Source organism: Methylobacterium dankookense (genome assembly GCF_902141855.1).
Lineage (GTDB): Bacteria > Pseudomonadota > Alphaproteobacteria > Rhizobiales > Beijerinckiaceae > Methylobacterium > Methylobacterium dankookense.
Map to the genome: position 1 here is coordinate 152,958 of NZ_CABFVH010000003.1, position 21,788 is coordinate 174,745.

Consider the following 21,788-nt stretch of genomic DNA (forward strand, 5'->3'; position numbering starts at 1 on the left):
AGAAAAGGACCCGCCATGTCCCAGCGCGTCGTCGACCTGAGCCTCCTGATCGAGGACAACATGCCGGCCCACAAGCTCTTCCAGCGGCCGGTGATCACCACGCATCTCAGCCACGAGAGCTCGGCCGCCCTCAACCTCGGCGTGCCGGGCGACGCGATGACCTTCCAGACCAACTTCATCGCGATGCTCGACCATGTCGGCACCCACGTGGACGCGTTTCTTCACGTGAATCCGAAGGGCCAGCCCGTCGACCAGATGCCGCTGGAGCTGTTCATGGGCAAGGCGGTCTGCTTCGACCTGCGCCACATCCCCGATCTCGGCGACATCACCGTCGCCGACATGGAGGCGGCCGAGGCCAAGAGCGGCGTCAGGGTCGACGGGCACATCGTGCTGCTCTGCACGGGCTTCCACGCCCGCAACTATCCGGGCCTCGATTCCGTCTGGAAGAACCCGCTCCTCACCGCCGAGGCCACGAAATGGCTGCACGAGCGCGGCTCGCGGATGCACGGGGTCGAGGGTCCCTCCACCGACAAGCCGAGCGACAACATCTTCGCCCAGCATCGCCTTTGCCGCGACCTCGGCATGAGCCACTGGGAGTGGCTGGTGAACCTGGAGGAGCTGCTCGGCAAGGGCGAGGTGCAGTTCTTCGGCGTGCCGCTGAAGTTCAAGGGCGGCTCCGGCTCGCCGGTGCGCGCCTTCGCCCTCGTCAACGACTGACCCTGTCGCGGCGCCCCGCGGGGCGCCGCAGCCCGATGCGGAGAGCGCAGCGATGACGAGCGACCTCGACTTCATGACCGCGCTGGACCTGCGCCGCCTGGTCGCGACGCGCGCGGTCTCGCCGGTGGAGCTCACGGAGCGCGCCCTCGCCCGCGCCGAGGCGAGCCAGGCGACGCTCAACGCCTTCTGCCACCTGATGCCGGAGGAGGCCCGCGCCGCCGCCCGGGCCGCCGAGGAGGCCGTGATGCGGGGCCAGCCCCTCGGGCTGCTCCACGGCCTGCCGGTCTCGGTGAAGGACCTGATCGCGGTCGCCGGCGTGCCCTACGCCTCGGGCTCGCGCGCCATGGCGGGCAACGTCGCCGCAGCCGACGCGCCCTCGGTCGAGCGGCTGCGTGCGGCTGGCGCAATCATCGTCGGCAAGACCACGACGAGCGAGTTCGGGGCCAAGCCCGTGGGCGATTCGCCGCTCACCGGCATCACCCGCCACCCCTGGGACCTCTCCAGGACGCCGGGCGGTTCGAGTGCCGGCGCGGCCGCTTCGGTGGCGGCGGGGATCACGCCCTTCGCGCTCGGCACCGACGGCGGCGGCTCCTTACGCATCCCGGCCGCGCTCACCGGCCTCGTCGGGCTCAAGGCCCAGTTCGGCCGCGTGCCGGTCTGGCCGACCTCGGCGACGCCGACACTCGCCCATGTCGGCTCCCTCGCCCGCAATGTCGCCGATGCCGCCCTGCTGACGACGGCGGTCGCCGGCCACGACCCGCGCGATCCCTTCGCGGTGGCGGGGCCAGTGCCCGATCTCCTCGGTGCGACCAAGGCCTCGGTCGCGGGTCTGCGGGTCGCCTGGAGCGCCACCCTCGGCTATGCCCGTCCGGACCCGGAGGTGGCGGCGATCGCGCGCGCCGCCGCGACGGCGCTCGCCGACCAGGGCGCGATCGTGGAAGAGGTCGAGGCGGTCTTCGAAACCGACCCGGCCGACCTCTGGACTGCCGAGTTCTATGCGGGGATCGGGACGCGGCTGCGGGACGTCCTCGAGACGCGCCGGGACCTGCTCGACCCGGCGGTCGCCGACGTGCTCGACGCAGCCCTCGCGCAGGAGATGCGCGCCTATTACGAGACCGTCTTCGCCCGCTACGCCCTGCGGGACCGGATGGCCCGCTTCTTCGCCGAACACGACGTCCTGCTTTCACCGACCCTGCCGATCTCCGCGCTGGAGGCGGGCCGGAACATCCCCGCGGGGCTGGAGGACCGCAGCCTCGTCTCCTGGGCCTTCTACACCTATCCCTTCAACCTGACGGGCCAGCCCGCGGCCTCCGTCTGCGCCGGGCTCGCCGCGGACGGGATGCCGGTCGGCCTCCAGATCGTCGGCCGCAGCCTCGGCGAGGCGGATGTGGTGCGCGCCGCCGCGGCGGTGGAGCGAACGAAGCCGCCGGGCTACAATCTTCGGCCATTTACAGTGCCCTGACCGGCTGGCTTTGGGCCGGGCTGTTTGAGAGGATCCGCCAGGACCGAAGGAGTCGGACATGCGGCGAGGTCAGAAGACGAGCGCGGAGCAGGTCGTGCTGAAGCTGGGCCAGATCGAGGTGCAGACAGCCCCCGGGCGCTCGATGGCTTCTTCATGTCGACGGTAATCTGCCAAGGTCGATCCTGAATTCCGGGCCAGGACCTCGAAAACTCAGCCCATGCATCTAGGCCAGGGAACGTGGATCTTGTGGCCCGATCGGGCCCAGAAACGGCAAAGGCGGCTCGAAGGCCGCCTATCGCAAATGTCTCACCCGGCTGAAATTTATGGTCGGAGCGAGAGGATTCGAACCTCCGACCCCTAGTCCCCCAGACTAGTGCGCTAACCGGGCTGCGCTACGCTCCGACGCCCCGAAGGGCAGGCGGGGATTTAGCTTCCTGCTCCGCCATGCGCAAGCCCCTCGAAGCGGCTCGTGGAACCTGAGGGCGGCCCGCTCGTGCTCTGGCCCTCGGCGGCGGGGGCGGGTAACCGGGGCGGGCCGCGATCGCGCATGCACGGAGCCCGGATGGAACGACCCCTCGCCTTCGACCTGACGCGGCTGGTGACGCGGCTGCGGCATGCGAGCCCCTCGGGGATCGACCGGGTCGACCTGGCCTATGCCCGCCGGGTGCTCGGGACCGCGGGCGCGCGCTTCGGAGTGGTGTCGACGGCGTTCGGCCCGCGGGTGCTCGACCGGGCGCGGGCGCTCGCCTTCGTCGAGGCGGTGGCCGCGGGCTGGGTCGAGGACGGGGCGGCCGAGGCCGATCCGGTCTATCGCCGCCTCGCCGCCCGGCTCGGAAGCGGGATTGCGAGCGCCGCGCCGGCGGCTCCGGCGCGCTCGGCCGGGTCGCGCCGGGCGATCCAGGCGCGGGCGAGCGCCACGATCCTGCGTGGCGCCTCCATCGCGGCCCTGCCGCAGGGTAGCCTCTACCTGCACAGCTCGCATCTGCGCCTCGACAAGCCGGGCCGGTTCGACTGGCTCTACGACCGTCGCGACGTGCGCGCCGCCTTCTTCGTGCACGACCTCATCCCCATCACCCATCCCGAATACGGCCGCCCTGGCGAGGCGGAGCGCCATGCCGAGCGGATGCGCACGGTCGGCCGCCACGCCGCCGCGATCCTGGCGAACTCCGCCGACACCGCCGCGCGCACCGGCGCCTATCTCGCGCAGGAAGGCTACTGGCCGCCGCCGATGGCGGTGGGCCATCTCGGTGTCGAGCCGGCCTTCGGGCGGGAGGGGCCGCGCCTGTCCTGCGCGCGGCCGACCTTCGTGGTCTGCGGCACCATCGAGCCGCGCAAGAACCATCTGCTCCTGCTCCATCTCTGGCGGACGCTCGCCGAGCGCATGGGCCCGGCCACGCCCCGCCTCGTCCTCGTGGGACGGCGCGGCTGGGAGGCCGAGAACATCGTGGACATGCTGGAGCGCTGCGAGGCCATCCGCGCGCATGTCGTGGAGGTCTCCGGCCTCTCGACCCACGGGCTCGCCGCCCTGATGCGCGGCGCCACCGCCCTGCTGATGCCCTCCTTCACCGAGGGCTACGGCATCCCCATCGTCGAGGCCGCCGCCTCCGGCCTGCCGGTGGTCGCCTCGGACATCCCGGTCCACCGGGAGATCGGGGCCGGCTTCTGCGACCTGATCGATCCCCTGGACGGCACCGGCTGGATGCGGGCGGTGGAGGAGATCGCCGCCCCGGATTCGAGCCGCCGCGCCGACCTCGCCCGACGCCTCGACGGCTACACCCCCCCCGACTGGACCGGCCATTTCGCCGCCGTCGCGCCGCTCCTCGAAAGCCTTTGAGTCCGAGTTTCGAAAGGGATCATCCCTTTCGTGGGTCCAGGGCAAAGCCCTGGAGAAAGCCGGGGCCCTGCCCCGGCACCCCGCCAAAGGGATGATCCCTTTGGGAACCCCAGGTCATGCGAAGAGCGTGCGGGCGAGGCGGGAATGGTCCTCGCGCAGGCGGTGCACGTCGAGCCCGAGCGGCGCGCCGTCGATCACCCGCCAAGCGCCGGCCACCATCACCCGGTCGGCCCGGGTCGCCCCGCAGAGCACGAGGGCGGCGAGCGGGTCGTGCGCGCCGGAGAAGCGCAGCTCGTCCAGGGTGAACAGGGCGAGGTCCGCCTCGCGGCCCGGCGCGATCCGGCCGATATCGGCGCGGCCGAGGCAGGCGGCCGAGCCCTCCGTCGCCCAGCGCAGGGCGTCGCGGTGGGTCACGGCCTCCGCGCCGTAGGTCAGGCGGTTGAGCAGCAGTGCGTGACGCACGCCCTCGATCAGGTTGGAGCCGTCGTTGGAGGCCGAGCCGTCGACGCCGAGGCCAACGGGGCTGCCCGCCGCCTCCAGCTCGCAGGTGCGGCAGCGGCCCGAGGCGAGAACCATGTTCGAGGTCGGGCAGTGGCAGATGCCGACCCCGGCCCGGCCGAGGCGGGCCACCTCCGCATCGTTGAAATGGATGCCGTGGGCGAGCCAGGTGCGGGGCCCGAGCCAGCCGACCTCCTCCAGATATTCCACGGGGCGCTGCCCGAAGAGCGCCTGGCAGTAATCGTCCTCCTGGAGCGTCTCGCCGAGATGGGTGTGCAGGCGGCAATCGTGGGCCTCGGCGAGGTGCGCGCTCTCGCGCATCAGCCGCTTCGTCACCGCGAAGGGCGAGCAGGGGGCGAGCCCGATCTGGACCATCGCGCCGGGCCTGGAATCGTGGAACAGGCGCAGCACCCGCTCGCTGTCGTCGAGGATCGTGTCGTCGTCCTGCGTCAGGCTTCCCGGCGGCAGGCCGCCCTCCGCGTCCGACAGGCTCATCGAGCCGCGGGTGATGAAGGCGCGGATCCCGAGCGCCCGCGCCTCCTCGACCTGCACGTCGACGGCATCCTCCAGCCCCTTCGGGAACAGGTAGTGGTGGTCCCCCGCCGTGGTGCAGCCGGAGAGCAGCAGCTCCGTGAAGGCAACCCGCGTGGCGAGGCGGAAGGCCTCGGGGGTGATGCGGTCCCAGACCGGATAGAGCGCCTTCAGCCAGGGGAAGAGCGGCTTGTCGATCGCCGCCGGATGGGCCCGCGTCAGGGTCTGGAAGGCGTGATGATGGGTGTTGATCAGGCCGGGGATGACCACATGGGCGGAGGCGTCGAAGGTCTCGTCCACGGGCTGGGCCGGCTCGGCGCCGGCGGGGAGGCATTCGGCGATGCGGGAGCCCTCCACCACCACGCCGCCCGCCGCCCCCTCCGCGAGGATGGCGAGGGGTCGGCGGATCCAGAGCCTGCGGGCGGCTGCCGTCATGGGTGGGTCCTCATCCTGCGCGATCCCGCTTCGCCCTTGATCCGCCTTGTAACCGCTGCGGCGGCGCGGCGAAGAGTCCGACACACGCATCGATCGACCCATCCGGCGGTTTCCCGCCGAACCCCCGACAGCCCCCACCGCCCATGCCCGCTTCCGCGCCCGCACGCCCGACATCGCCGCTGCCCTGGCTCGACCGCGCCGGCCGCCTCTCGCTGCTGAAGCTCTGCGCCTTCCTGCTGGTGCTGGCGCCGGGCCTCGAGCTCGCCTGGGCCTATGCCCACGATGCGCTGGGGGCCAAGCCCATCACCGCCCTCGTCCACGCCACCGGCGAGTGGTCGATGCGGCTGCTCCTCGCCACGCTCGCGGTGACGCCGCTGCGGCGCGTGGCGAACTGGCCGAAGCTGATCAACCTGCGGCGGATGCTCGGCCTCTCCGCGCTCGCCTACGCGCTGGCCCATCTCGCGCTCTACGTGACGGACCAGAACTTCGACCTCGCGAAGGTCGTCTCGGAGATCGCGCTGCGCTTCTACCTGACGATCGGCTTCGTCGCGCTCGCCGGCCTGGTCATGCTCGGCTGGACCTCCACCGACGCGGCGATCCGGCGGATGGGCCAGGCCTGGAACCGGCTGCACCGGATCGTCTACGGGATCACGGCGCTCGGGCTGCTCCACTATTTCCTGCAGGCCAAGATCGATGTGACGAACCCGGTCTTCTGGACCGGGCTGTTCCTGCTGCTGATGGGCTGGCGCCTGATGCAGCGGCTGCGCGCGCCGACGCGGCCCTGGTCGCTGGCGCTGCTCGCAATCGGCACCGCACTGCTCACGGCGCTCCTCGAGGCCGTCTGGTATGGCGTGAAGAGCGGCGTGCCGGCGAGCCTTGTGCTCGGCGCGAACCTCGATTTCTCCGGGCCGATCCGACCGGCCTGGTGGGTGCTCGGGATCGGCCTGCTGCTGCCGCTCCTCAATCTCGTGCGCGGCACGCCCGAGGGCGGCAGGGCCGCGACGGCGCGGCGCGCCCCCGGCCTTGTTCCCGCTCGCGCGATGGCGCAGAAGCCCTGACCGCGGCCGCCCGGGCCGCGCTGGGGAAAAAATCCCATGCGGAACACGGTCCTGGCCTGCGCGCTCCTCCTGTCGGGGCCGGCCGCGGCGGCCTGCACGGCGCCCGCGCCGCCCCCCGTGGCGGAACGCCCGGAGAAGCCGCCGCTCCCGCAGAAGCCCGCTTGCCTCGACGCCAAGGGCGGATGCCCGGGCTGGGAGGCCTATACCTACAATGACCAGATCAAGGCCTATAACGTCCAGGCTCAGGCCTTCCGGCCGCTGGCCGAGGCCTATCTGAAGAAGCTCAACGCCTACGTGAAGGCGGCCAACGACTACGCCCAGTGCGAGGTGAAGACGCTGCAGTAGCGCCGACCGGCTGCACGCGAATCGTGCTAGGCTCGGCCTCATGAGCGCAGAGCCGAAGCCGCGAATGAGCGTGGACGAGTTCCTGGCCTGGGCCGAGGACCGGCCGGGACGCTACGAGCTCCGGAACGGCCGCGTCGTCGGCATGTCGCTGGAGCGGGCGCGCCACGCCGACGTCAAGTTCGCCGTGCAGGCCGCCCTGAAAGCGGCGATCCGGCGCGACGGGCTGCCCGGCCGTATGCTGCCGGACGGCATGACCGTCCGGATCGACCAGGACACCGCCTACGAGCCGGACGCGCTCGTCTATTGCGGGCCGCGCCTCGACCCGGGTGCCGTGGAGGTTCCGAACCCCGTCGTCCTCGTGGAGGTGCTCTCGCCGAGCACGCGGGGCGTGGACAGCGGCGAGAAGTTCTCCGGCTATTTCCGCCTGCCGAGCGTGCAGCACTACCTCCTCGTGGATCCGGAGCGCCGCGTCGTCGTCCACCACAGGCGCGGGGACGGCGACCTCATCCTGTCGCGCATCGTCTCCGAGGGCACCCTGACCCTCGATCCGCCGGGCCTCGGCCTCGCGCTCGCGGAGCTGTTCGAGGATCTCTGACGCGCTCCGCAGGGGCGCGGTGCGATTCTCCTGGCTTGACCGGCCGATGAGCCGATGCGACAGCCCGGCAAACCGCAGCAGGATTCCCGGATGACCGCTCCCCTCGACCTCCTCGTGCTCGGCAACGCCATCGTCGATCTGATCGCGCGCACCGAGGAAGACTTCCTGACGGCGCAGGACGTGACAAAGGGGGCGATGCAGCTCATCGACGAGCCCCGGGCCGAATCCCTGTTCGACGCGATGGGGCCGACCACCGTGGTCTCGGGCGGCTCGGGCGCCAACACGGCGGTCGGCGCGGCCATGCTGGGGGCGAAGACCGCCTTCATCGGCAAGGTCCGCGACGACGAGCTCGGCGGCCTCTACGCGCACGAGCTGAAGGCCGCGGGCGTCGGCTTCCCCGTGGTCGCTGCCACCGAGGGGCCGGCCACGGCGCGCTGCTTCGTGCTGGTCACGCCGGACGGCGAGCGCACCATGAGCACCTATCTCGGCGCCTGCCAGGGCCTCTCGCCCGCGGATGTCGAGCCCGCCGTGGTGGAGAGCGCCCGCGTCACCTACCTCGAGGGCTATCTCTGGGATCCGCCGGCCGCCAAGGAGGCCTTCCGCAAGGCGGTGAAGATCGCCCACGGCGCCGGCAACGCCGTGGCGCTGACCCTCTCCGACGCCTTCTGCGTCGGCCGCTACCGCGAGGAGTTCCTGGGGCTCATCCGCGACGGCAGCATCGACATCCTGTTCGCCAATATCGGCGAGCTGAAGAGCCTCTACGAGACCGAGGATGCCGAGGCCGCGGTGAAGGCGCTGCGCGAGGAGCGCAACGGCCGGGGCATCCACCTGCTCGGCCTCGTCACCCGCTCCGAGGAGGGCGCGCTGGTGGTGAAGGGCGGCGAGGTCCGCTCCGTGCCCGCCACCCCCGTGGAGACTGTGGTGGACACCACCGGCGCGGGCGACCTGTTCGCGGCGGGCTTCCTCGCCGGCCATGCCCGCGGCCTCGACAACGTCGCCTGCGCCCGGCTCGGCGTGCTGGCGGCGGGCCAGGTCATCCAGCATATCGGCGCCCGCCCGCAGGTCGACCTCGTGACGCTCGCCAAGGAGAAGGGGCTGCTCTGAGGGGCCCCGGTCCCGCCCGCTTCACGAACCGCCTTTCCCTTCACGGCCAGAGAGGAAGCGGCGCTGCCGAATGAGGCACGGGTCCCCGCTCCCGAGCGGGAGAGGGCGCGCGACGCGGTTCCTGAACACATCCGGAAGCCGGGCTCCCCGCTCCCGACCCGCTCCGCGGGTCGATCTCCCGCAATGGGGGGAGGGAGAGGGCCGGTCTGTCATGGCCGCAGCAGCACCTTCCCCACCGCCTCGCGGCGCGTGAGGATGCCCATCGCCTCCGCGTAGTCCTCCAGCGGGTAGACCCCGTGCACCTTGGCGGTGAGCTTCCCCTCCGCCACCCAGGCGAGGAGCTGGCGCTGGTTCTCCTGGTGCGCCGCCGGGTCGCGGTCGAGGAAGGCGCCCCAGTGGACGCCCTGCACGTCGAGTTCCTTCAGGAGCATCAGGTTGAGGGGCAGGCGCGGGATCTCGCCCGCCGCGAAGCCGACGACGAGGTAGCGCCCGCGCCAGCGCAGCGCCCGCAGCGCCGGCTCGGCGAAGGCGTCGCCCACCGCGTCGTAGACCACGTCGACCCCGCCGCCCGAGGCCTCGCGCAGCGCGTCCTTCAGCGTCGCCGGATCGTAGACGAGGCCGATCTCCGCCCCGTGCGCCTTCGCCGCCGCGAGCTTGTCCTCCGAGGAGGCGCAGGCGATCACCCGCGCGCCCATGAGCCTGCCGAGTTCCACCGCCGCGAGGCCGACGCCGCCCGAGGCGCCGAGCACCGCGAGCCACTCACCCGGCTGCACCCGCGCCCGGTTGCGCAGGGCGTGGAGCGAGGTGCCGTAGGTGATGGTGAGTCCCGCCGCCTGCTCGTCCGAGACGCCGTCGGGCACCCTGGTGAGCTGGGCGGGCTCGGCCAGGACGCAGTCGCGGCAGGTGCCGAACTTGGCGTGGACGATCACCCGGTCGCCCACCGCGAAGCCCGCGACCTCCGGCCCCAGCGCCGCGACGGTGCCGCAGGCCTCGCCGCCCGGCGAGAAGGGCAGGCCCGGCTTCACCTGGTAGCGGCCGGCGATGATCAGCGTGTCGAAGAAGTTGAGCGCGGCGACATGCACCCGCACCAGGACCTGGCCGGGCCCGGGCACCGGATCGGCCAGGGTCTCGATGCCCAGATCCTCCGGCTTCCCCAGCTTCGTGCACAGCAGGGCCCGCATCGCGTCCTCCTCGATTCTCGTTCAGCGGCGCATGCCCGGGACCCGCCGGTCCCGCAAGGGTTCGAGCGCGCGGTTCAGGCCGGCTTCTCGGCCGCGACCATGTAGTTCACCGCCGCGTCCCGGCTCGGGCGCCAGCCGTCGGTGAGGGGGTTGTAGACGACGCCCGTCGTGTCGACCGGGGTCACGCCACCATCCCGCAGCATCCGCTTCAACTCGTCCGGCGTGATGAACTTGTCCCAGTCATGCGTGCCCTTCGGCAGCCAGCCGAGCACGTATTCCGCCCCGACGATGGCGAGCGCGAAGGAGCGCAGGGTCCGGTTGATGGTGGCCGCGAACAGGAAGCCGCCGGGCTTCACCGCCGCGCAGGCCGCGCGCAGGAAGGCGGCCGGGTCCGGCACGTGCTCGATCACCTCCATGGCGAGCACCACGTCGAAGCGCGCGCCCTCCCCGGCCACGGCCTCGATCGTGTCGGAGCGGTAGGTCACCGGCACGCCCTCGGCCTCCGCATGGGCGCGGGCCACCGCGAGGTTGCGGGCGGCGGGCTCCAGCCCGGTGACCGCGGCGCCGAGCCGGGCGAGCGGCTCGGACAGGATGCCGCCGCCGCAGCCGATATCGACCACGCTCAGGCCCTCGAGCGCGAAGGGGCGGTCGGGATCGCGCCCGAAATGGCGGCAGGCCCTGTCGCGGATATAGGCGAGGCGCACCGGGTTGAAGCGGTGCAGCACCCGCATCGGCCCGGCCTCGTCCCACCATGTCGCCGCCAGCGCGTCGAAGCGCGCCACCTCCGCGGCGTCGACCCGACCCTGCTGTCCGTCCGTTCCCGCCTCGGCCATGCCCGACCCGTACTCCGTGTTCGGACCGCCTCCAACCTGCCGGTCGGCGTGTTGACAGCCCCTGCCGCCGCTTGTACCCGCCCGAACCCGACCCGGTACAGACGCGGGACCTCGGGTCCGCGTCGCCGGGTCCGATTCTTCGTGGAACAACGCGGACGCGCCATGCCCCGTTTGGTGATGAAGTTCGGCGGCACGTCCGTCGCCAACGTGGACCGGATCCGCAACGTGGCCGCCCACGTGGCCCGCGAGGTCGCCGCCGGCTACGAGGTCGCGGTCGTGGTCTCGGCGATGTCGGGCAAGACCAACGAGCTGGTCGCCTGGGTGAAGGACGCCGACCCAATCTATGCCGAGGCCGAGTACGACGCGGTCGTCGCCTCGGGCGAGCAGGTGACCTCGGGGCTGCTGGCAGTCGCCCTGCGCAAGATGGGCATCGCGGCCCGCTCCTGGCAGGGCTGGCAGATCCCGATCCTCACCTCCGACGCGCACGGCTCGGCCCGCATCGCGGAAATCGACGGCGCGCGGCTCGATGCCGGCTTCAAGCGCGGCGAGGTCGCCGTCATCGCGGGCTTCCAGGGCATGCATGCCGAGACCGGCCGGATCACGACGCTCGGCCGCGGCGGCTCGGATACCAGCGCGGTCGCGGTGGCCGCCGCCATCGGCGCCGAGCGCTGCGACATCTACACGGACGTGGACGGCGTCTACACGACCGACCCCCGCGTCGTGCCGAAGGCCAAGCGCATGGAGCGCGTGACCTTCGAGGAGATGCTGGAGATGGCCTCGCTCGGCGCCAAGGTGCTGCAGGTCCGCTCCGTGGAGCTCGCCATGGTGCACCGGGTGCCGACCACCGTGCGCTCCTCCTTCGATCCGCCGGACGCGGCCCGTCCCGGCACCCTCATCTGCGACGAGGACGACATCGTGGAACAGCAGATCATCACCGGGATCGCCTTCTCGCGGGACGAGGCGCAGATCACGCTGCGCCGCGTGAAGGACAGCCCCGGCGTCGCCGCGGCGATCTTCGGCCCGCTGGCGGACGCCAACATCAACGTCGACATGATCATCCAGACCGTGTCGGGCGACCAGTCGACCACCGACATGACCTTCACGGTCCCGGCCGCCGATTACGAGCGCACCCGCACCGTGCTGGAGGCGCAGGCCGAGACGATCGGCTTCGCGCAGATCGAGGGCGCCACCGACGTGGTGAAGGTCTCGGCGATCGGCGTCGGCATGCGCTCCCATGCGGGCGTGGCGGCCAAGGCCTTCCGGGCGCTCGCCCAGAAGGGGATCAACATCCGCGCCATCACCACCTCGGAGATCAAGTTCTCCGTCCTCATCGACGCGGCCTATACGGAGCTTGCCGTTCGCACGCTCCACTCGCTATACGGCCTCGATCAGGCCTGACCCTCGGGGAGGGCGCCAGGGGGCGAAGGCCGTCTGGCGTCAAGGTTGCAGGACTGACCGACGCCGCACCGGCCCCTGACGCTGGAATGACGAGACCATGCCCGCTGCGCCCGGAGGCCCGCGCCTGCTGCTGCGCCGCCTTCGCGAAGCGATGGCGGAGCCGGTCAGCCCCCAGGCGCGCCTCGACCGCATCGTCGTCCTGATCGCGGCCAACGTCGTCGCCGAGGTCTGCTCGGTCTACGTGCTGCGCGACGACAACGTCCTCGAGCTGTTCGCCACCGAAGGCCTGAACCGCGAGGCGGTCCACCTCACCCGCATGCGCGCGGACGAGGGCCTCGTCGGCCTGATCGCCAAGACGGCCGAGCCTTTGGCCCTCTCCGACGCGCAGCAGCACCCGGCCTTCTCCTACCGTCCGGAGACGGGGGAAGAGGCCTTCCACGCCTTCCTCGGCGTGCCGCTGCTGCGGGCCGGCAACACGCTCGGCGTGCTCACCGTCCAGAACAAGACCTACCGGGTCTATTCCGAGGAGGAGATCGAGGCGCTCCAGACCACCGCGATGGTGCTCTCGGAGATGATCGCCTCGGGCGAGCTGCAGGGCCTCGCCCCCGATGCCGGCACCGCGGCGCGGCGCGCCATCAGCGTGCGCGGCACCGTGCTCGCCGAGGGGATCGGCCTCGGCTACGTGGTGCTGCACGAGCCGCGCATCGTCGTGAAGACGCTGATCGCCGAGAACAGCGAGCGCGAGATGACGCGGCTGGAGACGGCGATCGAGAACGTGCGCTCGGCCATCGACGCCCTGGTCGAGCGCGGCGACAAGATGGGCACGGCCGAGTCCCGCGAGGTGCTGGAGACCGTGCGCATGTTCGCCCACGACAAGGGCTGGCTGCGCCGGATGCGCGAGGCGGTGGGCTCGGGCCTCACCGCCGAGGCCGCGGTGGAGCGGGTTCAGTCCGACAACCGCGCCCGGATGGTGCGCCAGAGCGACCCCTATCTGCGCGACCGCCTGCACGACCTCGACGACCTCGCCAACCGCGTGATGCGCGAGCTCGTCGGCCACGAGGCCGTGGGCCTGCCCGGGATGCTGCCCGAGAACGCGATCCTCGTCGCCCGCTCGATGGGCCCGGCCGCGCTGCTCGACTACGAGCCGGGCCGCCTGCGCGGCCTCGTGCTGGAGGAAGGCGGGCCGACGAGCCACGTCGCCATCGTCGCCCGGGCGCTCGGCATCCCGGCGGTGAGCGAGATCGAGAACGCGGCCGCGCTCTGCGATTCCGGCGACGCCATCATCGTGGACGGCGTGGGGGGCGAGGTGCATGTCCGCCCCGGCCCCGAGGTCGAGGCCTCCTATGCCGAGATGGTGCGCCTGCGCGCCCGCCGGCAGGAGCAGTACCGGGCGCTGCGCGACGTGCCGGCGATCACCCGGGACGGGGTGCGCATCGGCCTCCACCTCAATGCGGGGCTCCTCGTCGATCTCGGCCATCTCGTCGAGACGGGGGCGGAGGGCGTCGGCCTGTTCCGCACCGAATTGCAGTTCATGGTGGCGCAGCGCATGCCGTCGGCGGCCGAGCAGCAGGCGCTCTACCGCGCCGTGCTCACCGCCTCCGGCGACAAGCCCGTCACCATCCGGACGCTCGACATCGGCGGCGACAAGATCCTGCCCTACATGCCCAAGCTCGAGGAGGAGAACCCGGCCCTGGGCTGGCGGGCGATCCGGATCGGGCTCGACCGGCCGGCGCTCCTGCGCGTGCAGCTGCGCGCCCTGCTCAAGGCCTCGGACGGGCACCCGCTCAAGATCATGTTCCCCATGGTCGCCACGGTCGACGAGTTCGTGCGGGCGCGGGCCATCGTCGACCGCGAGAAGGCGCATCTGCGCCGCCACGGCTACACCCTGCCGGTGGATTGCCAGCTCGGCGCCATGGTCGAGGTGCCCTCGCTCCTGTTCCAGATCGACGAGATCGCCCGCGAGGCGGACTTCCTCTCGGTCGGCTCGAACGACCTGATGCAGTTCCTGTTCGCGGTCGACCGCGAGAACCGGCGCGTGGCCGACCGCTTCGACCCGCTCTCCGTGGCCGCGATGCGCGCCTTCCGGCTGATCGCCGAGCGGGGCGCGGCGGCCAATTGCCCGGTCACGGTCTGCGGCGAGATCGGCGGCCGCCCGCTCGACGCGATGGCCCTGGTCGGCCTGGGCTTCCGCAACTTCTCGATGTCGCCGGCCGCGATCGGCCCGGTGAAGGCGATGGTGCTCTCCATCGAGGCCGCGGCGGTCGCCGAGCTGATCGACACCGAGATGGCGCGGATGCACGACGGCGACAGCCTGCGCCCGGCGCTGGCGGCCTTCGCGAAGGCGCGCGGCGTCCCCATCTAGAGCCCCTGGTTCGACGCGCTCCCGCGCCGAAGAGGAGCGCCGACCGCACAGGGGCGGCATGCGGCGAAGCCCTTGCGCCGGAACACCTCTCGGAACACAGCACGGCGATGATCCCGATACCTCCCGAGCGCCTCGACGCGATCCTGACGCGCCACGACATCGTGACCGCGACGCTCGCCGCCGGCACCGTCGATTCCGAGAGCGTGGTGCAGCTCTCCCGCGAGCTCTCCGACCTCGACCCCGTGGTCGCCGCGATCCACGCCTACCGGGCGGCAGCGGCCAACCTCGCCGGCATCGAGGCGATGATCGACGAGCCGGGCTCCGACGCCGAGATGCGGGCGCTCGCCGCCGAGGAGAAGCCGGAGGCGGAAGGTGCCCTGCTCAAGGCCCATCGCGAGCTCCAGCTCATACTCCTGCCCAAGGACGCGGCCGACGAGAAGAGCGCGATCCTCGAGGTCCGCGCCGGCACCGGCGGCGACGAGGCGGCGCTCTTCGCGGGCGACCTGTTCCGGATGTACGCCAAATATGCCGAGTCGAAGGGCTGGCGCGTCGAGGTGATCTCGGAGAGCGAGGGCACGATGGGCGGCTACCGCGAGGTGGTGGCCGAGGTGAAGGGCCGCGGCGTGTTCGCGCGCCTCAAGTTCGAGAGCGGGGCGCACCGCGTCCAGCGCGTGCCCGAGACCGAGACGCAGGGGCGCATCCACACTTCCGCCGCCACCGTCGCGGTGCTGCCCGAGGCCGAGGAGGTCGACATCGCGGTCAACGAGGCCGACCTGAAGATCGACACCATGCGGGCACAGGGCGCGGGCGGCCAGCACGTCAACAAGACGGAATCGGCCATCCGCATCACGCACATGCCCTCCGGGATCGTAGTCTTCGTCCAGGAGGAGCGCTCGCAGCACAAGAACCGGGCCCGCGCCATGGCGCTGCTCCGGTCCAAGCTCTACGACGCCGAGCGCTCGGCCAAGGATTCCGCCCGCGCCGCCGACCGCAAGGCGCAGGTCGGCTCCGGCGACCGCTCGGAGCGCATCCGCACCTACAACTTCCCGCAGGGGCGCGTCACCGACCACCGCATCAACCTGACGCTGTACAAGCTGGAGGAGGTGCTCGCCGGCCCGGCCCTCGACGACCTCGTCGATGCCCTGGTGACCGAGCACCAGGCGGAGCTGCTGGCCGCCGAGGGGATGGCGTGAGCGGGGATCGGGAGCGAGGTGCGACGCTGCCGAACGAGGCGCGGGTCCCCTCTCCCGAGCGGGAGAGGGACAGGGTGAGGGTCGAGAACGGCCCGGATGAGACTCTCTATGAGCCGCCGCACCGTCGCGCCCACTCCGTAGAGTTCTCGACCCTCACCCCAGCCCTCTCCCGAACGGGAGAGGGGGCGCGTCACGGTTCCTGCGCGCATCCGGAAGCTGGGCCACCCTCCTCCGCGGAGCGGCGCATGCTGGAGCCCACCACATCCCGCCGCGCGGCCTTGCGCCACCTCACCGAAGCCCTCCAGGCCGCCGGCATCGACAATGCCGCGGGCGAGGCGCGCTTCCTCCTGCTGGACCTGCTCGCTCTCGAGCCCTTCGACCTCGTCGGCGGGGGCGAAAAGGCGGTCGGCGAGGCGGGCGCGGACCGCCTCGCCAGGGCGCTCGACCGGCGCCGGGCGGGCGAGCCGGTGGCGCGCATCCTCGGCGCCTGGGAGTTCTGGGGCCTGCCGTTCCGCCTCTCGCCCGAGACCCTGGTGCCGCGCCCGGACACCGAGACCCTGGTGGAGGCCGCCCTGCGCCTGCTGCCGGACAAGGCGGCCCCGGCGCGCATCCTCGACCTCGGCACCGGCAGCGGCTGCATCCTGGTGGCGCTGCTGAGCGAGCGCCCCGCCGCCTTCGGCCTCGGCATCGACCGCTCCGAGGGGGCGCTGCGCACCGCGCGGGAGAACGCGCGGCGGAACGGCGTCGGCGACCGCGCCGCCTTCCTGGCGGGCGATTGGTGCGATGGGCTGTCCGGCCCCCCTTTCGATCTGGTTGTGTCGAACCCACCTTACATCGCGAGCGGGGTGATCCCGGCTCTCGCCCGCGAGGTCCGGGAGCACGATCCGGCCGCCGCCCTCGATGGCGGCGCCGACGGCCTCGACGCCTATCGCCGGATCCTGGCCGGGCTCGGGCCGCATCTCGCGCCCGGCGCGCCGGTGCTGTTCGAGATCGGTTTCGATCAGGCCGGGGATCTGCGAAGACTTGGCCCGGAAGCGGGTTTCGCCCTGCACGAAGTCGTGCGCGACCTGGCCGGCCATGAACGCGTCACGATCCTGGCTCAGGACGTGAGCGAGCGCGGCCCGGCCGTCCATTCGCAGGGGACTGGGAAAAATGCTTGTTGAGTTTGGCGATCGCAGTTAAAGTCGGCTTGCAGATCGCGAACGTTTCGTTAAGACGGACGTCCGTAGGATCGTCGGCGTACATTCCGCCGAGCTGTTCGCCGATCTCTACACCACCGGACAAGCACGTGATCGACCCCGTGCAGAGGTCCGGTGCCACTCGAACCTGACAATCGAGCGGTGTTGCGACGCCGGCAACGGGCCCGGGCGATCGAGACAGGCAACCGACAGGTAGGCGCAGTGCCCGGATCGTCGCGGCGCGAGCTGCCGGACCGGGCCGCCGGAGCAAGCCGGGCCGGGACCAGGCTCGACCGGCCGATGCCGCAGACCAGACGCCTTTCGCGTGAACGAGGGTCATCTGAGACCGATGAGACCAAACCAGAATCGACGGATGCGCGGCCGCAACCGGCCGAAGGGACCCAACCCGCTAACCCGTTCGTACGAATCCAACGGCCCCGACGTTAAGATCCGCGGCACTGCTCAGCATATCGCCGACAAGTACGCCCAGCTCGCGCGCGACGCGCTGGCGGCTGGCGATCCTGTCGCCGCCGAGAACTACTTCCAGCACGGCGAGCACTATTTCCGCATCATTTCGAGCGCCCAGGACCAGAACCGGCCGCAGCCAGGTGCCGGCTATGCCCGCCAGCCCTTCGAGGACGAGCTCGAGGACGGCGAGGACGAGGGTCAGGGTCCCGGCCAGAACGGCCAGGGCTACGGCGCCTACGGCGACGAGTACGATCCCGGCCAGCAGCCGCAGCCCTACGAGAACCGCGGCGAGCCGCAGGACGGCCGCCGCAACGACCGGCGCGACCGCTTCCAGAACCGGAACGACCGCCCGCGCTTCGACAACCAGGGGCGCCAGGACAATCGTCAGGACGGCCGCCAGGAGAACCGGCAGGACCGGTTCGAGGGCCGGCAGGACTACCAGCCGCGCCAGGATTACCGCTCCGACAACCGCCAGGAGCGGGGCGACTACCCCCGGCAGGACCGGCAGGACCGCGGCGACCGGCCGGAGCGCCAGGATCGCGTCGAGCGCCAAGACCGCGTCGAGCGGCAAGATCGCGCTGAGCGGCAAGATCGCCCCGAACGCCAGGATCGTGTCGAGCGGCAGGAGCGCGCCGAGCGCCCGGACCGTCAGGAGCGGGCCGAGCAGCCGCGCCAGGAGCGAGAGAGCGGCTTCCGCCGCGAGCGCCGCCGCGAGGAGCGCCAGCCCGTCGAGGAGGCTCCTGCCGGCCTTCCCGCCTTCCTGATGACGCCGCCGCGCCCGGCCCCCGCGCCGGAGCCCGCCGCCCCGGCCGAGCCGGCCCCGCCGCCGGCCGAGGCCGCGGAGGAGGCACCCGCGCCGAAGCCGCGCCGCCGCCGCCGCCCGCGCTACGAGGGCCCCGAGGGTGAGGGCGGCGAGAAGGCAACCGCCGACACCGCCTCCTCGGCGGAGTAACGGCCTCCCAAGGATCACGAGCCGCCCCGGGAGCCTCCCGGGGCGGCTTTTTCATGCCCGGTCCACTGCCCGCCGCGCCGCCGCCCAGTCCGGATAGGCGCGGACGCGGTGGATCAGCCGCCGGTTCGCCGCGGCCTCGCCGAAGGGCGCGATTTCCCACTCCCAGGCGCGGAACGGCGCGGGCAGGCGCACCCCGTGCAGCAGGTCGAGCGTGTCGGTGATCCGGCCCGCCCGGTCCTCCTCGCGCTGGTCGGTATCGGTGATCAGGCAGACCCGGCCGGGCAGCGCGTCGAGGGCGGCGAGATGGGCGGAGACGATCTGGCCGCCGAGCCCCTCCGGTACGGCCGAGCCGCGCGCCTCGCAGCGGTCGAGCGGAACGATCGGCAGCTGCGAGAGGAGGTTCGCCGAGATCGTGAGGTCGGCCGGGCCGCAGAGCGCGGCGACCGCCTCCGCGACGAGGTCCACGGTGACGAGACGGACGTTTCCGTGGCGCCGCGCCGCGAGGCGGGCGCCGAGCGGATGCACCGCGTCGGCGAGGACCACGCTGCGGAACCGGGCCGCGAGTTCGGCGAGCGGCACGTCGGCGAGGCCGCCGGAGCCGAGCACTATCACGCTCTCGCGCCGGGGCAGGTCCGCGGCGGCCGCAAGCATCGCGGTCCGCGCCGCCGCGCAATGGGGCGCCCAGGCCCGGCGGCAGCGCCGGGCGCGGCTCGTCAGCAGGATGCTCTCGCGCACGTAGCCGAGGCGGCGGTGCCGCCAGGGCGCGGGCGTGACGAGATAGAGGGCGAGGTCGAGGAGCACGGACGTGTCGTCGGGTTCCGGGTTTCCAAAGGCCTCAGGCCTTTGGCGGGTCCAGGGCAGAGCCCTGGGGCTTCAGGCCAGGGCTCCGCCCCGGCCCCCCGCCAAAGGGATGATCCCTTCGGGATCCCGGACCTTCAGTCTTCGTCGGATTCCGCCACGGCGCGGCCGGCCGGGCCGCGATAGCCGGTGGCGAGCACGTAGAGCTCGCTCGAGTCGGCCCGGCTCGCCGGCGGCTTGATGTGCCGCACGGTCGCGAAATCGCGCTTGAGGTCGGTGAGGAGCGCGCCCTCGGTGCCGCCCTGCAGCACCTTGGCGAGGTAGGCGCCGCCGGGCGCGAGCACCTCGCGGGCGAACTCGGCCGCGGTCTCGGCGAGCCCGATGATGCGCAGGTGGTCGGTCTTCTTGTGGCCGGTGGCGTTGGCGGCCATGTCGGACATCACGAGGTCGGCCGGCCCGCCAAGCATCTCGGTCAGCCGGGCGGGCGCCGCGGGATCGAGGAAGTCGAGGGTGATGAACTCGACGCCGGCCATCGGCTCGATCTCGAGGAGGTCGATGCCGACGATGCGGCCCTCCGGCCCGACCGTGCGGGCGGCCACCTGCGACCAGCCGCCGGGGGCCGCGCCAAGATCCACGATGCGCTGGCCCGGCTTCAGGAGCTTGCAGCGCTCGTCGATCTCGATGAGCTTGTAGGCCGCGCGCGAGCGATAGCCCTCGCGCTTGGCCCGGGCCACGTAGGGGTCGTTGAGCTGGCGCTCCAGCCAGCGCTTCTGCGAGACGGTGCGCCCGCGGGCGGTCTTCACCCGCTGCTTCAGGTCGGCCCGCACGCCGCCGGTGGAATTCGAGCCGCCGCGTCGATCGCTCACCGCCAGCCCCCGCGGCGCCAGACGCCGTCCTCACGCATCATGTTCATCAGAAGGCCCTCGCGCAGGCCGCGGTCGGCGATGCGCAGGCGGTCGGACGGGAAGGCCCGGCGGATCGCCTCCAGGATGGCGCAGCCCGCGAGCACGAGGTCGGCCCGGTCGCGGCCGATGCAGGGGTTGTCGGCCCGCTGCTCGAGCCGCGTGTCGAGGAGGTCGCCGATGGCGCTCTCGACCTCGGCATCGCTCATCCACAGGCCATCGACCCGGCGCCGTTCGTAGCGCACGAGGCGCAGATGCATCGCCGCGATGGTGGTGACGGTGCCGGAGGTGCCGAGCAGGTGGAAATGCGGCGCGGTGGCGGCCGGGGCCGCGCGCAGGGCGAAGGCGGCGAGCTTGTCGACCACCTCCTCCACCATGCCCTCGAAGGAGAGCCGCGTGACCTCGCTGCCACCGTGGCGCTCGGCCAGCGTCACCACGCCGACGGGCAGCGAATCCCAGGCCCGGATCCGCCGGGTCGGGTCGGCGGAGGGGTTGGCCGCCGCACCGTCGAGCCAGGCGATCTCGGTGGAGCCGCCGCCGATGTCGAAGATCACCACCGATTCGGCGCGCGGGTCGGCGAGCGCCGCGCAGCCCGTGACCGCGAGATAGGCCTCGGTCTGCCGGTCCACGATCTCGAGGTCGAGGCCGACCTCCTCGCGCACCCGCTCGACGAAGGCGGCGCCGTTCACCGCGAGGCGGCAGGCCTCGGTGGCGATGATCTTGGCCCGGCGCACGCCGCGGGCCTGCATCTTGGCGCGGCAGACCCGCAGCGCCTCGACGGTGCGCTCGATCGCCGCCTCGCTGAGCCGGTCGGAGCTGCCGAGCCCCTCGCCGAGCCGCACGATCCGCGAGAAGGCGTCCACCACGCGGAAGCCGGCCCCCGTCGGCTCGGCGACGAGCAGGCGGCAATTGTTGGTGCCGAGATCCAGCGCCGCGTAGACGTTGCGCCGGCCGTCGCGGCCCGCCGCCCGCTCGCGCAGGCCCTCTGCACCGGCTGCGGGGCGGGCCGGCGCGGCAAAGGCGCTCTCGTCCCTCATCGGCGCAGTCGAACTCTCTCACTCGGACCGGGGTTCGGGCGCCCGGCCATCCATTCAGGGTTGAACCTACAGGGTCGGCCGCGAACTGCAAACGGCGGATATGGGGATGGAACGCCGCTGCCCGGGCGGATCCGGACGGCGCGGCGGCGCTCCGCCAGCGGCCGGTATCAGGCGATCGCCTTGCCGAGGCTCGCGGCGCGGGGCGTCGGGCGCAGCAGGCTCTTCACCTGCCCGTAGGGACGGGGCCGGTTGATCACCTCGTCGAGGCGCGACCACAGAGTCTTGGGCGAGAAGGGCTTTGCGATGATCTCGTTGACGCCGAGCGAGATCGCCCGGTCGACCACGTTGCGGCGGGGCTGGGCCAGCATGAGAATGATGGGGATCGTCGGGCAGGGCGAGGTCGTCGGGGTGCGGGCGAGGCGGATGAACTCCTCGCCCGAGAGGATGGCGAGGTCCCAGTCGATGATGCTGATGTCCGGCTTGCTCTCGGCGAGGACGCCGAGCGCCTCGGCCCCGTCCGGCGCCTCCAGGATGCGCTTGATGCCGACGCGCATGAGCATGTCGCGCACGATTCGGCGGATGTAGAGGCTCTCGTCCACGATGAGGGCCGAAAGGTCCGGGAATGTCGGGGTCGCGATCATCGGGGCGCGGCGGCGTCGTCTCGGCGGCGTGGCAGGCGGGGAAAGCCTAGCAAGCCACTGTTTGCACTTCGCTAACGCGCTCGCGCAGAGCGCAGGAACGGGTGGGGGGACCCGCCGGAGGCCCGGCTTCCAGCCCAGTTCGGCTCTAAAGTGCTGACGGAATTTTAATCGCCCCGTGCCCGGAACGCCACAAGGTCCTTGCAGTCAAAGCGGTATTGCGTCAGGACTGAGGCGTTGTTCTTGGTTACCGCGACCGGGAGTGATGC

The 21,788-nt window shown here is 72.1% G+C and carries 19 protein-coding genes and 1 tRNA gene; 12 read left to right on the forward strand and 8 right to left on the reverse strand.

The genetic code is table 11. The annotated features are described in order from the left end of the window. Window positions 1–15 precede the first annotated feature (15 nt). Together MTDSW087_RS04195 and MTDSW087_RS04200 are read left to right on the forward strand one after the other, a co-directional pair. Window positions 16–717, forward strand: coding sequence for a cyclase family protein (locus MTDSW087_RS04195; protein ID WP_144760522.1), 702 nt, complete (start codon window positions 16–18; stop codon window positions 715–717). A gap of 52 nt (window positions 718–769) precedes the next feature. After that, the gene (locus tag MTDSW087_RS04200) at window positions 770–2,179 is read left to right on the forward strand and encodes an amidase family protein (RefSeq protein ID WP_144760525.1); all 1,410 of its coding nucleotides are present in this window, start codon (window positions 770–772) and stop codon (window positions 2,177–2,179) included. A 324-nt stretch (window positions 2,180–2,503) separates the two neighbouring features. Here MTDSW087_RS04200 and MTDSW087_RS04205 read toward each other — a convergent pair. Beyond that, a tRNA-Pro gene (locus tag MTDSW087_RS04205) sits at window positions 2,504–2,581 on the reverse strand. Window positions 2,582–2,741: 160 nt separating this feature from the next. Here MTDSW087_RS04205 and MTDSW087_RS04210 point away from each other — a divergent pair. Next, entirely contained in the window at window positions 2,742–4,013 is a 1,272-nt protein-coding gene (locus tag MTDSW087_RS04210) for a glycosyltransferase family 4 protein (protein WP_373322051.1), read from the forward strand. 114 nt (window positions 4,014–4,127) lie between these two features. Here the strand turns inward: MTDSW087_RS04210 and MTDSW087_RS04215 are convergent, their stop codons facing one another. After that, on the reverse strand, window positions 4,128–5,477 hold the full coding sequence (locus MTDSW087_RS04215; protein ID WP_144760530.1) for an 8-oxoguanine deaminase: 1,350 nt from the start codon (window positions 5,475–5,477) through the stop codon (window positions 4,128–4,130). Between the two features lie 143 nt (window positions 5,478–5,620). Between MTDSW087_RS04215 and MTDSW087_RS04220 the strand changes: the two genes are divergently transcribed. The 4 genes from MTDSW087_RS04220 (at window position 5,621) to MTDSW087_RS04235 (ending at window position 8,579) form a co-directional block, all read left to right on the forward strand. Further along, window positions 5,621–6,535 (forward strand): protein-methionine-sulfoxide reductase heme-binding subunit MsrQ, encoded by a 915-nt coding sequence (locus MTDSW087_RS04220; RefSeq protein WP_144760533.1) that lies wholly within the window; start codon window positions 5,621–5,623, stop codon window positions 6,533–6,535. Window positions 6,536–6,571: 36 nt separating this feature from the next. Further along, on the forward strand, window positions 6,572–6,880 hold the full coding sequence (locus tag MTDSW087_RS04225; protein WP_144760536.1) for a hypothetical protein: 309 nt from the start codon (window positions 6,572–6,574) through the stop codon (window positions 6,878–6,880). Window positions 6,881–6,920: 40 nt separating this feature from the next. Next, entirely contained in the window at window positions 6,921–7,475 is a 555-nt protein-coding gene (locus MTDSW087_RS04230; protein ID WP_144760538.1) for a Uma2 family endonuclease, read from the forward strand. A gap of 90 nt (window positions 7,476–7,565) precedes the next feature. Then, a complete protein-coding gene (locus MTDSW087_RS04235; RefSeq protein WP_144760541.1) occupies window positions 7,566–8,579 on the forward strand; it encodes an adenosine kinase in 1,014 nt (337 codons plus the stop codon). 209 nt (window positions 8,580–8,788) lie between these two features. Here the strand turns inward: MTDSW087_RS04235 and MTDSW087_RS04240 are convergent, their stop codons facing one another. Together MTDSW087_RS04240 and ubiG are read right to left on the reverse strand one after the other, a co-directional pair. Further along, window positions 8,789–9,760 carry an NADPH:quinone oxidoreductase family protein gene (locus tag MTDSW087_RS04240; protein WP_144760544.1) on the reverse strand — a complete coding sequence of 324 codons (972 nt, stop codon included), beginning with the start codon at window positions 9,758–9,760 and terminating at the stop codon, window positions 8,789–8,791. Between the two features lie 74 nt (window positions 9,761–9,834). Then, window positions 9,835–10,593, reverse strand: a complete 759-nt coding sequence (ubiG, locus tag MTDSW087_RS04245) for a bifunctional 2-polyprenyl-6-hydroxyphenol methylase/3-demethylubiquinol 3-O-methyltransferase UbiG (protein WP_144760547.1) — start codon at window positions 10,591–10,593, stop codon at window positions 9,835–9,837. 162 nt (window positions 10,594–10,755) lie between these two features. On the opposite strand from ubiG, the gene MTDSW087_RS04250 reads away from it, so the two are divergent. The 5 genes from MTDSW087_RS04250 to MTDSW087_RS04270 all read left to right on the forward strand — a co-directional run bounded on the left by MTDSW087_RS04250 (window position 10,756) and on the right by MTDSW087_RS04270 (window position 18,144). Continuing rightward, entirely contained in the window at window positions 10,756–11,991 is a 1,236-nt protein-coding gene (locus MTDSW087_RS04250) for an aspartate kinase (protein WP_144760550.1), read from the forward strand. A 97-nt stretch (window positions 11,992–12,088) separates the two neighbouring features. Then, window positions 12,089–14,353 carry a phosphoenolpyruvate--protein phosphotransferase gene (ptsP, locus tag MTDSW087_RS04255; protein ID WP_144760553.1) on the forward strand — a complete coding sequence of 755 codons (2,265 nt, stop codon included), beginning with the start codon at window positions 12,089–12,091 and terminating at the stop codon, window positions 14,351–14,353. 107 nt (window positions 14,354–14,460) lie between these two features. Then, on the forward strand, window positions 14,461–15,546 hold the full coding sequence (prfA, locus tag MTDSW087_RS04260) for a peptide chain release factor 1 (RefSeq protein WP_144760556.1): 1,086 nt from the start codon (window positions 14,461–14,463) through the stop codon (window positions 15,544–15,546). Between the two features lie 245 nt (window positions 15,547–15,791). Then, window positions 15,792–16,709: a peptide chain release factor N(5)-glutamine methyltransferase gene (prmC, locus tag MTDSW087_RS04265; RefSeq protein WP_144760559.1), complete on the forward strand. Its 918-nt coding sequence runs from the start codon at window positions 15,792–15,794 to the stop codon at window positions 16,707–16,709. A gap of 388 nt (window positions 16,710–17,097) precedes the next feature. Next, window positions 17,098–18,144 (forward strand): DUF4167 domain-containing protein, encoded by a 1,047-nt coding sequence (locus MTDSW087_RS04270; protein WP_144760562.1) that lies wholly within the window; start codon window positions 17,098–17,100, stop codon window positions 18,142–18,144. Between the two features lie 51 nt (window positions 18,145–18,195). Here the strand turns inward: MTDSW087_RS04270 and MTDSW087_RS04275 are convergent, their stop codons facing one another. The 4 genes from MTDSW087_RS04275 to MTDSW087_RS04290 form a co-directional block, all read right to left on the reverse strand. Continuing rightward, window positions 18,196–18,945, reverse strand: a complete 750-nt coding sequence (locus MTDSW087_RS04275) for a hypothetical protein (RefSeq protein WP_144760565.1) — start codon at window positions 18,943–18,945, stop codon at window positions 18,196–18,198. A 134-nt stretch (window positions 18,946–19,079) separates the two neighbouring features. Continuing rightward, a complete protein-coding gene (locus MTDSW087_RS04280; protein ID WP_144760567.1) occupies window positions 19,080–19,808 on the reverse strand; it encodes an RlmE family RNA methyltransferase in 729 nt (242 codons plus the stop codon). Beyond that, window positions 19,805–20,881 carry a Ppx/GppA phosphatase family protein gene (locus MTDSW087_RS04285; RefSeq protein ID WP_144760570.1) on the reverse strand — a complete coding sequence of 359 codons (1,077 nt, stop codon included), beginning with the start codon at window positions 20,879–20,881 and terminating at the stop codon, window positions 19,805–19,807. Before MTDSW087_RS04285 ends, MTDSW087_RS04280 begins: the two co-directional genes overlap by 4 nt. A gap of 167 nt (window positions 20,882–21,048) precedes the next feature. Beyond that, window positions 21,049–21,522 (reverse strand): response regulator, encoded by a 474-nt coding sequence (locus MTDSW087_RS04290; protein WP_144760573.1) that lies wholly within the window; start codon window positions 21,520–21,522, stop codon window positions 21,049–21,051. Window positions 21,523–21,788: the final 266 nt, after the last annotated feature.

Excerpts from the sequence above, each read along its gene's own strand:
- MTDSW087_RS04195 (WP_144760522.1), top strand. The coding sequence starts at position 16 with ATGTCCCAGCGCGTCGTCGACCTGAGCCTCCTGATCGAGGACAACATG.
- MTDSW087_RS04200 (WP_144760525.1), top strand. The coding sequence starts at position 770 with ATGACGAGCGACCTCGACTTCATGACCGCGCTGGACCTGCGCCGCCTG.
- MTDSW087_RS04210 (WP_373322051.1), top strand. The coding sequence starts at position 2,742 with ATGGAACGACCCCTCGCCTTCGACCTGACGCGGCTGGTGACGCGGCTG.
- MTDSW087_RS04215 (WP_144760530.1), bottom strand. The coding sequence starts at position 5,477 with ATGACGGCAGCCGCCCGCAGGCTCTGGATCCGCCGACCCCTCGCCATC.
- MTDSW087_RS04220 (WP_144760533.1), top strand. The coding sequence starts at position 5,621 with ATGCCCGCTTCCGCGCCCGCACGCCCGACATCGCCGCTGCCCTGGCTC.
- MTDSW087_RS04225 (WP_144760536.1), top strand. The coding sequence starts at position 6,572 with ATGCGGAACACGGTCCTGGCCTGCGCGCTCCTCCTGTCGGGGCCGGCC.
- MTDSW087_RS04230 (WP_144760538.1), top strand. The coding sequence starts at position 6,921 with ATGAGCGCAGAGCCGAAGCCGCGAATGAGCGTGGACGAGTTCCTGGCC.
- MTDSW087_RS04235 (WP_144760541.1), top strand. The coding sequence starts at position 7,566 with ATGACCGCTCCCCTCGACCTCCTCGTGCTCGGCAACGCCATCGTCGAT.
- MTDSW087_RS04240 (WP_144760544.1), bottom strand. The coding sequence starts at position 9,760 with ATGCGGGCCCTGCTGTGCACGAAGCTGGGGAAGCCGGAGGATCTGGGC.
- ubiG (WP_144760547.1), bottom strand. The coding sequence starts at position 10,593 with ATGGCCGAGGCGGGAACGGACGGACAGCAGGGTCGGGTCGACGCCGCG.
- MTDSW087_RS04250 (WP_144760550.1), top strand. The coding sequence starts at position 10,756 with ATGCCCCGTTTGGTGATGAAGTTCGGCGGCACGTCCGTCGCCAACGTG.
- ptsP (WP_144760553.1), top strand. The coding sequence starts at position 12,089 with ATGCCCGCTGCGCCCGGAGGCCCGCGCCTGCTGCTGCGCCGCCTTCGC.
- prfA (WP_144760556.1), top strand. The coding sequence starts at position 14,461 with ATGATCCCGATACCTCCCGAGCGCCTCGACGCGATCCTGACGCGCCAC.
- prmC (WP_144760559.1), top strand. The coding sequence starts at position 15,792 with ATGCTGGAGCCCACCACATCCCGCCGCGCGGCCTTGCGCCACCTCACC.
- MTDSW087_RS04270 (WP_144760562.1), top strand. The coding sequence starts at position 17,098 with ATGCGCGGCCGCAACCGGCCGAAGGGACCCAACCCGCTAACCCGTTCG.
- MTDSW087_RS04285 (WP_144760570.1), bottom strand. The coding sequence starts at position 20,881 with ATGAGGGACGAGAGCGCCTTTGCCGCGCCGGCCCGCCCCGCAGCCGGT.
- MTDSW087_RS04290 (WP_144760573.1), bottom strand. The coding sequence starts at position 21,522 with ATGATCGCGACCCCGACATTCCCGGACCTTTCGGCCCTCATCGTGGAC.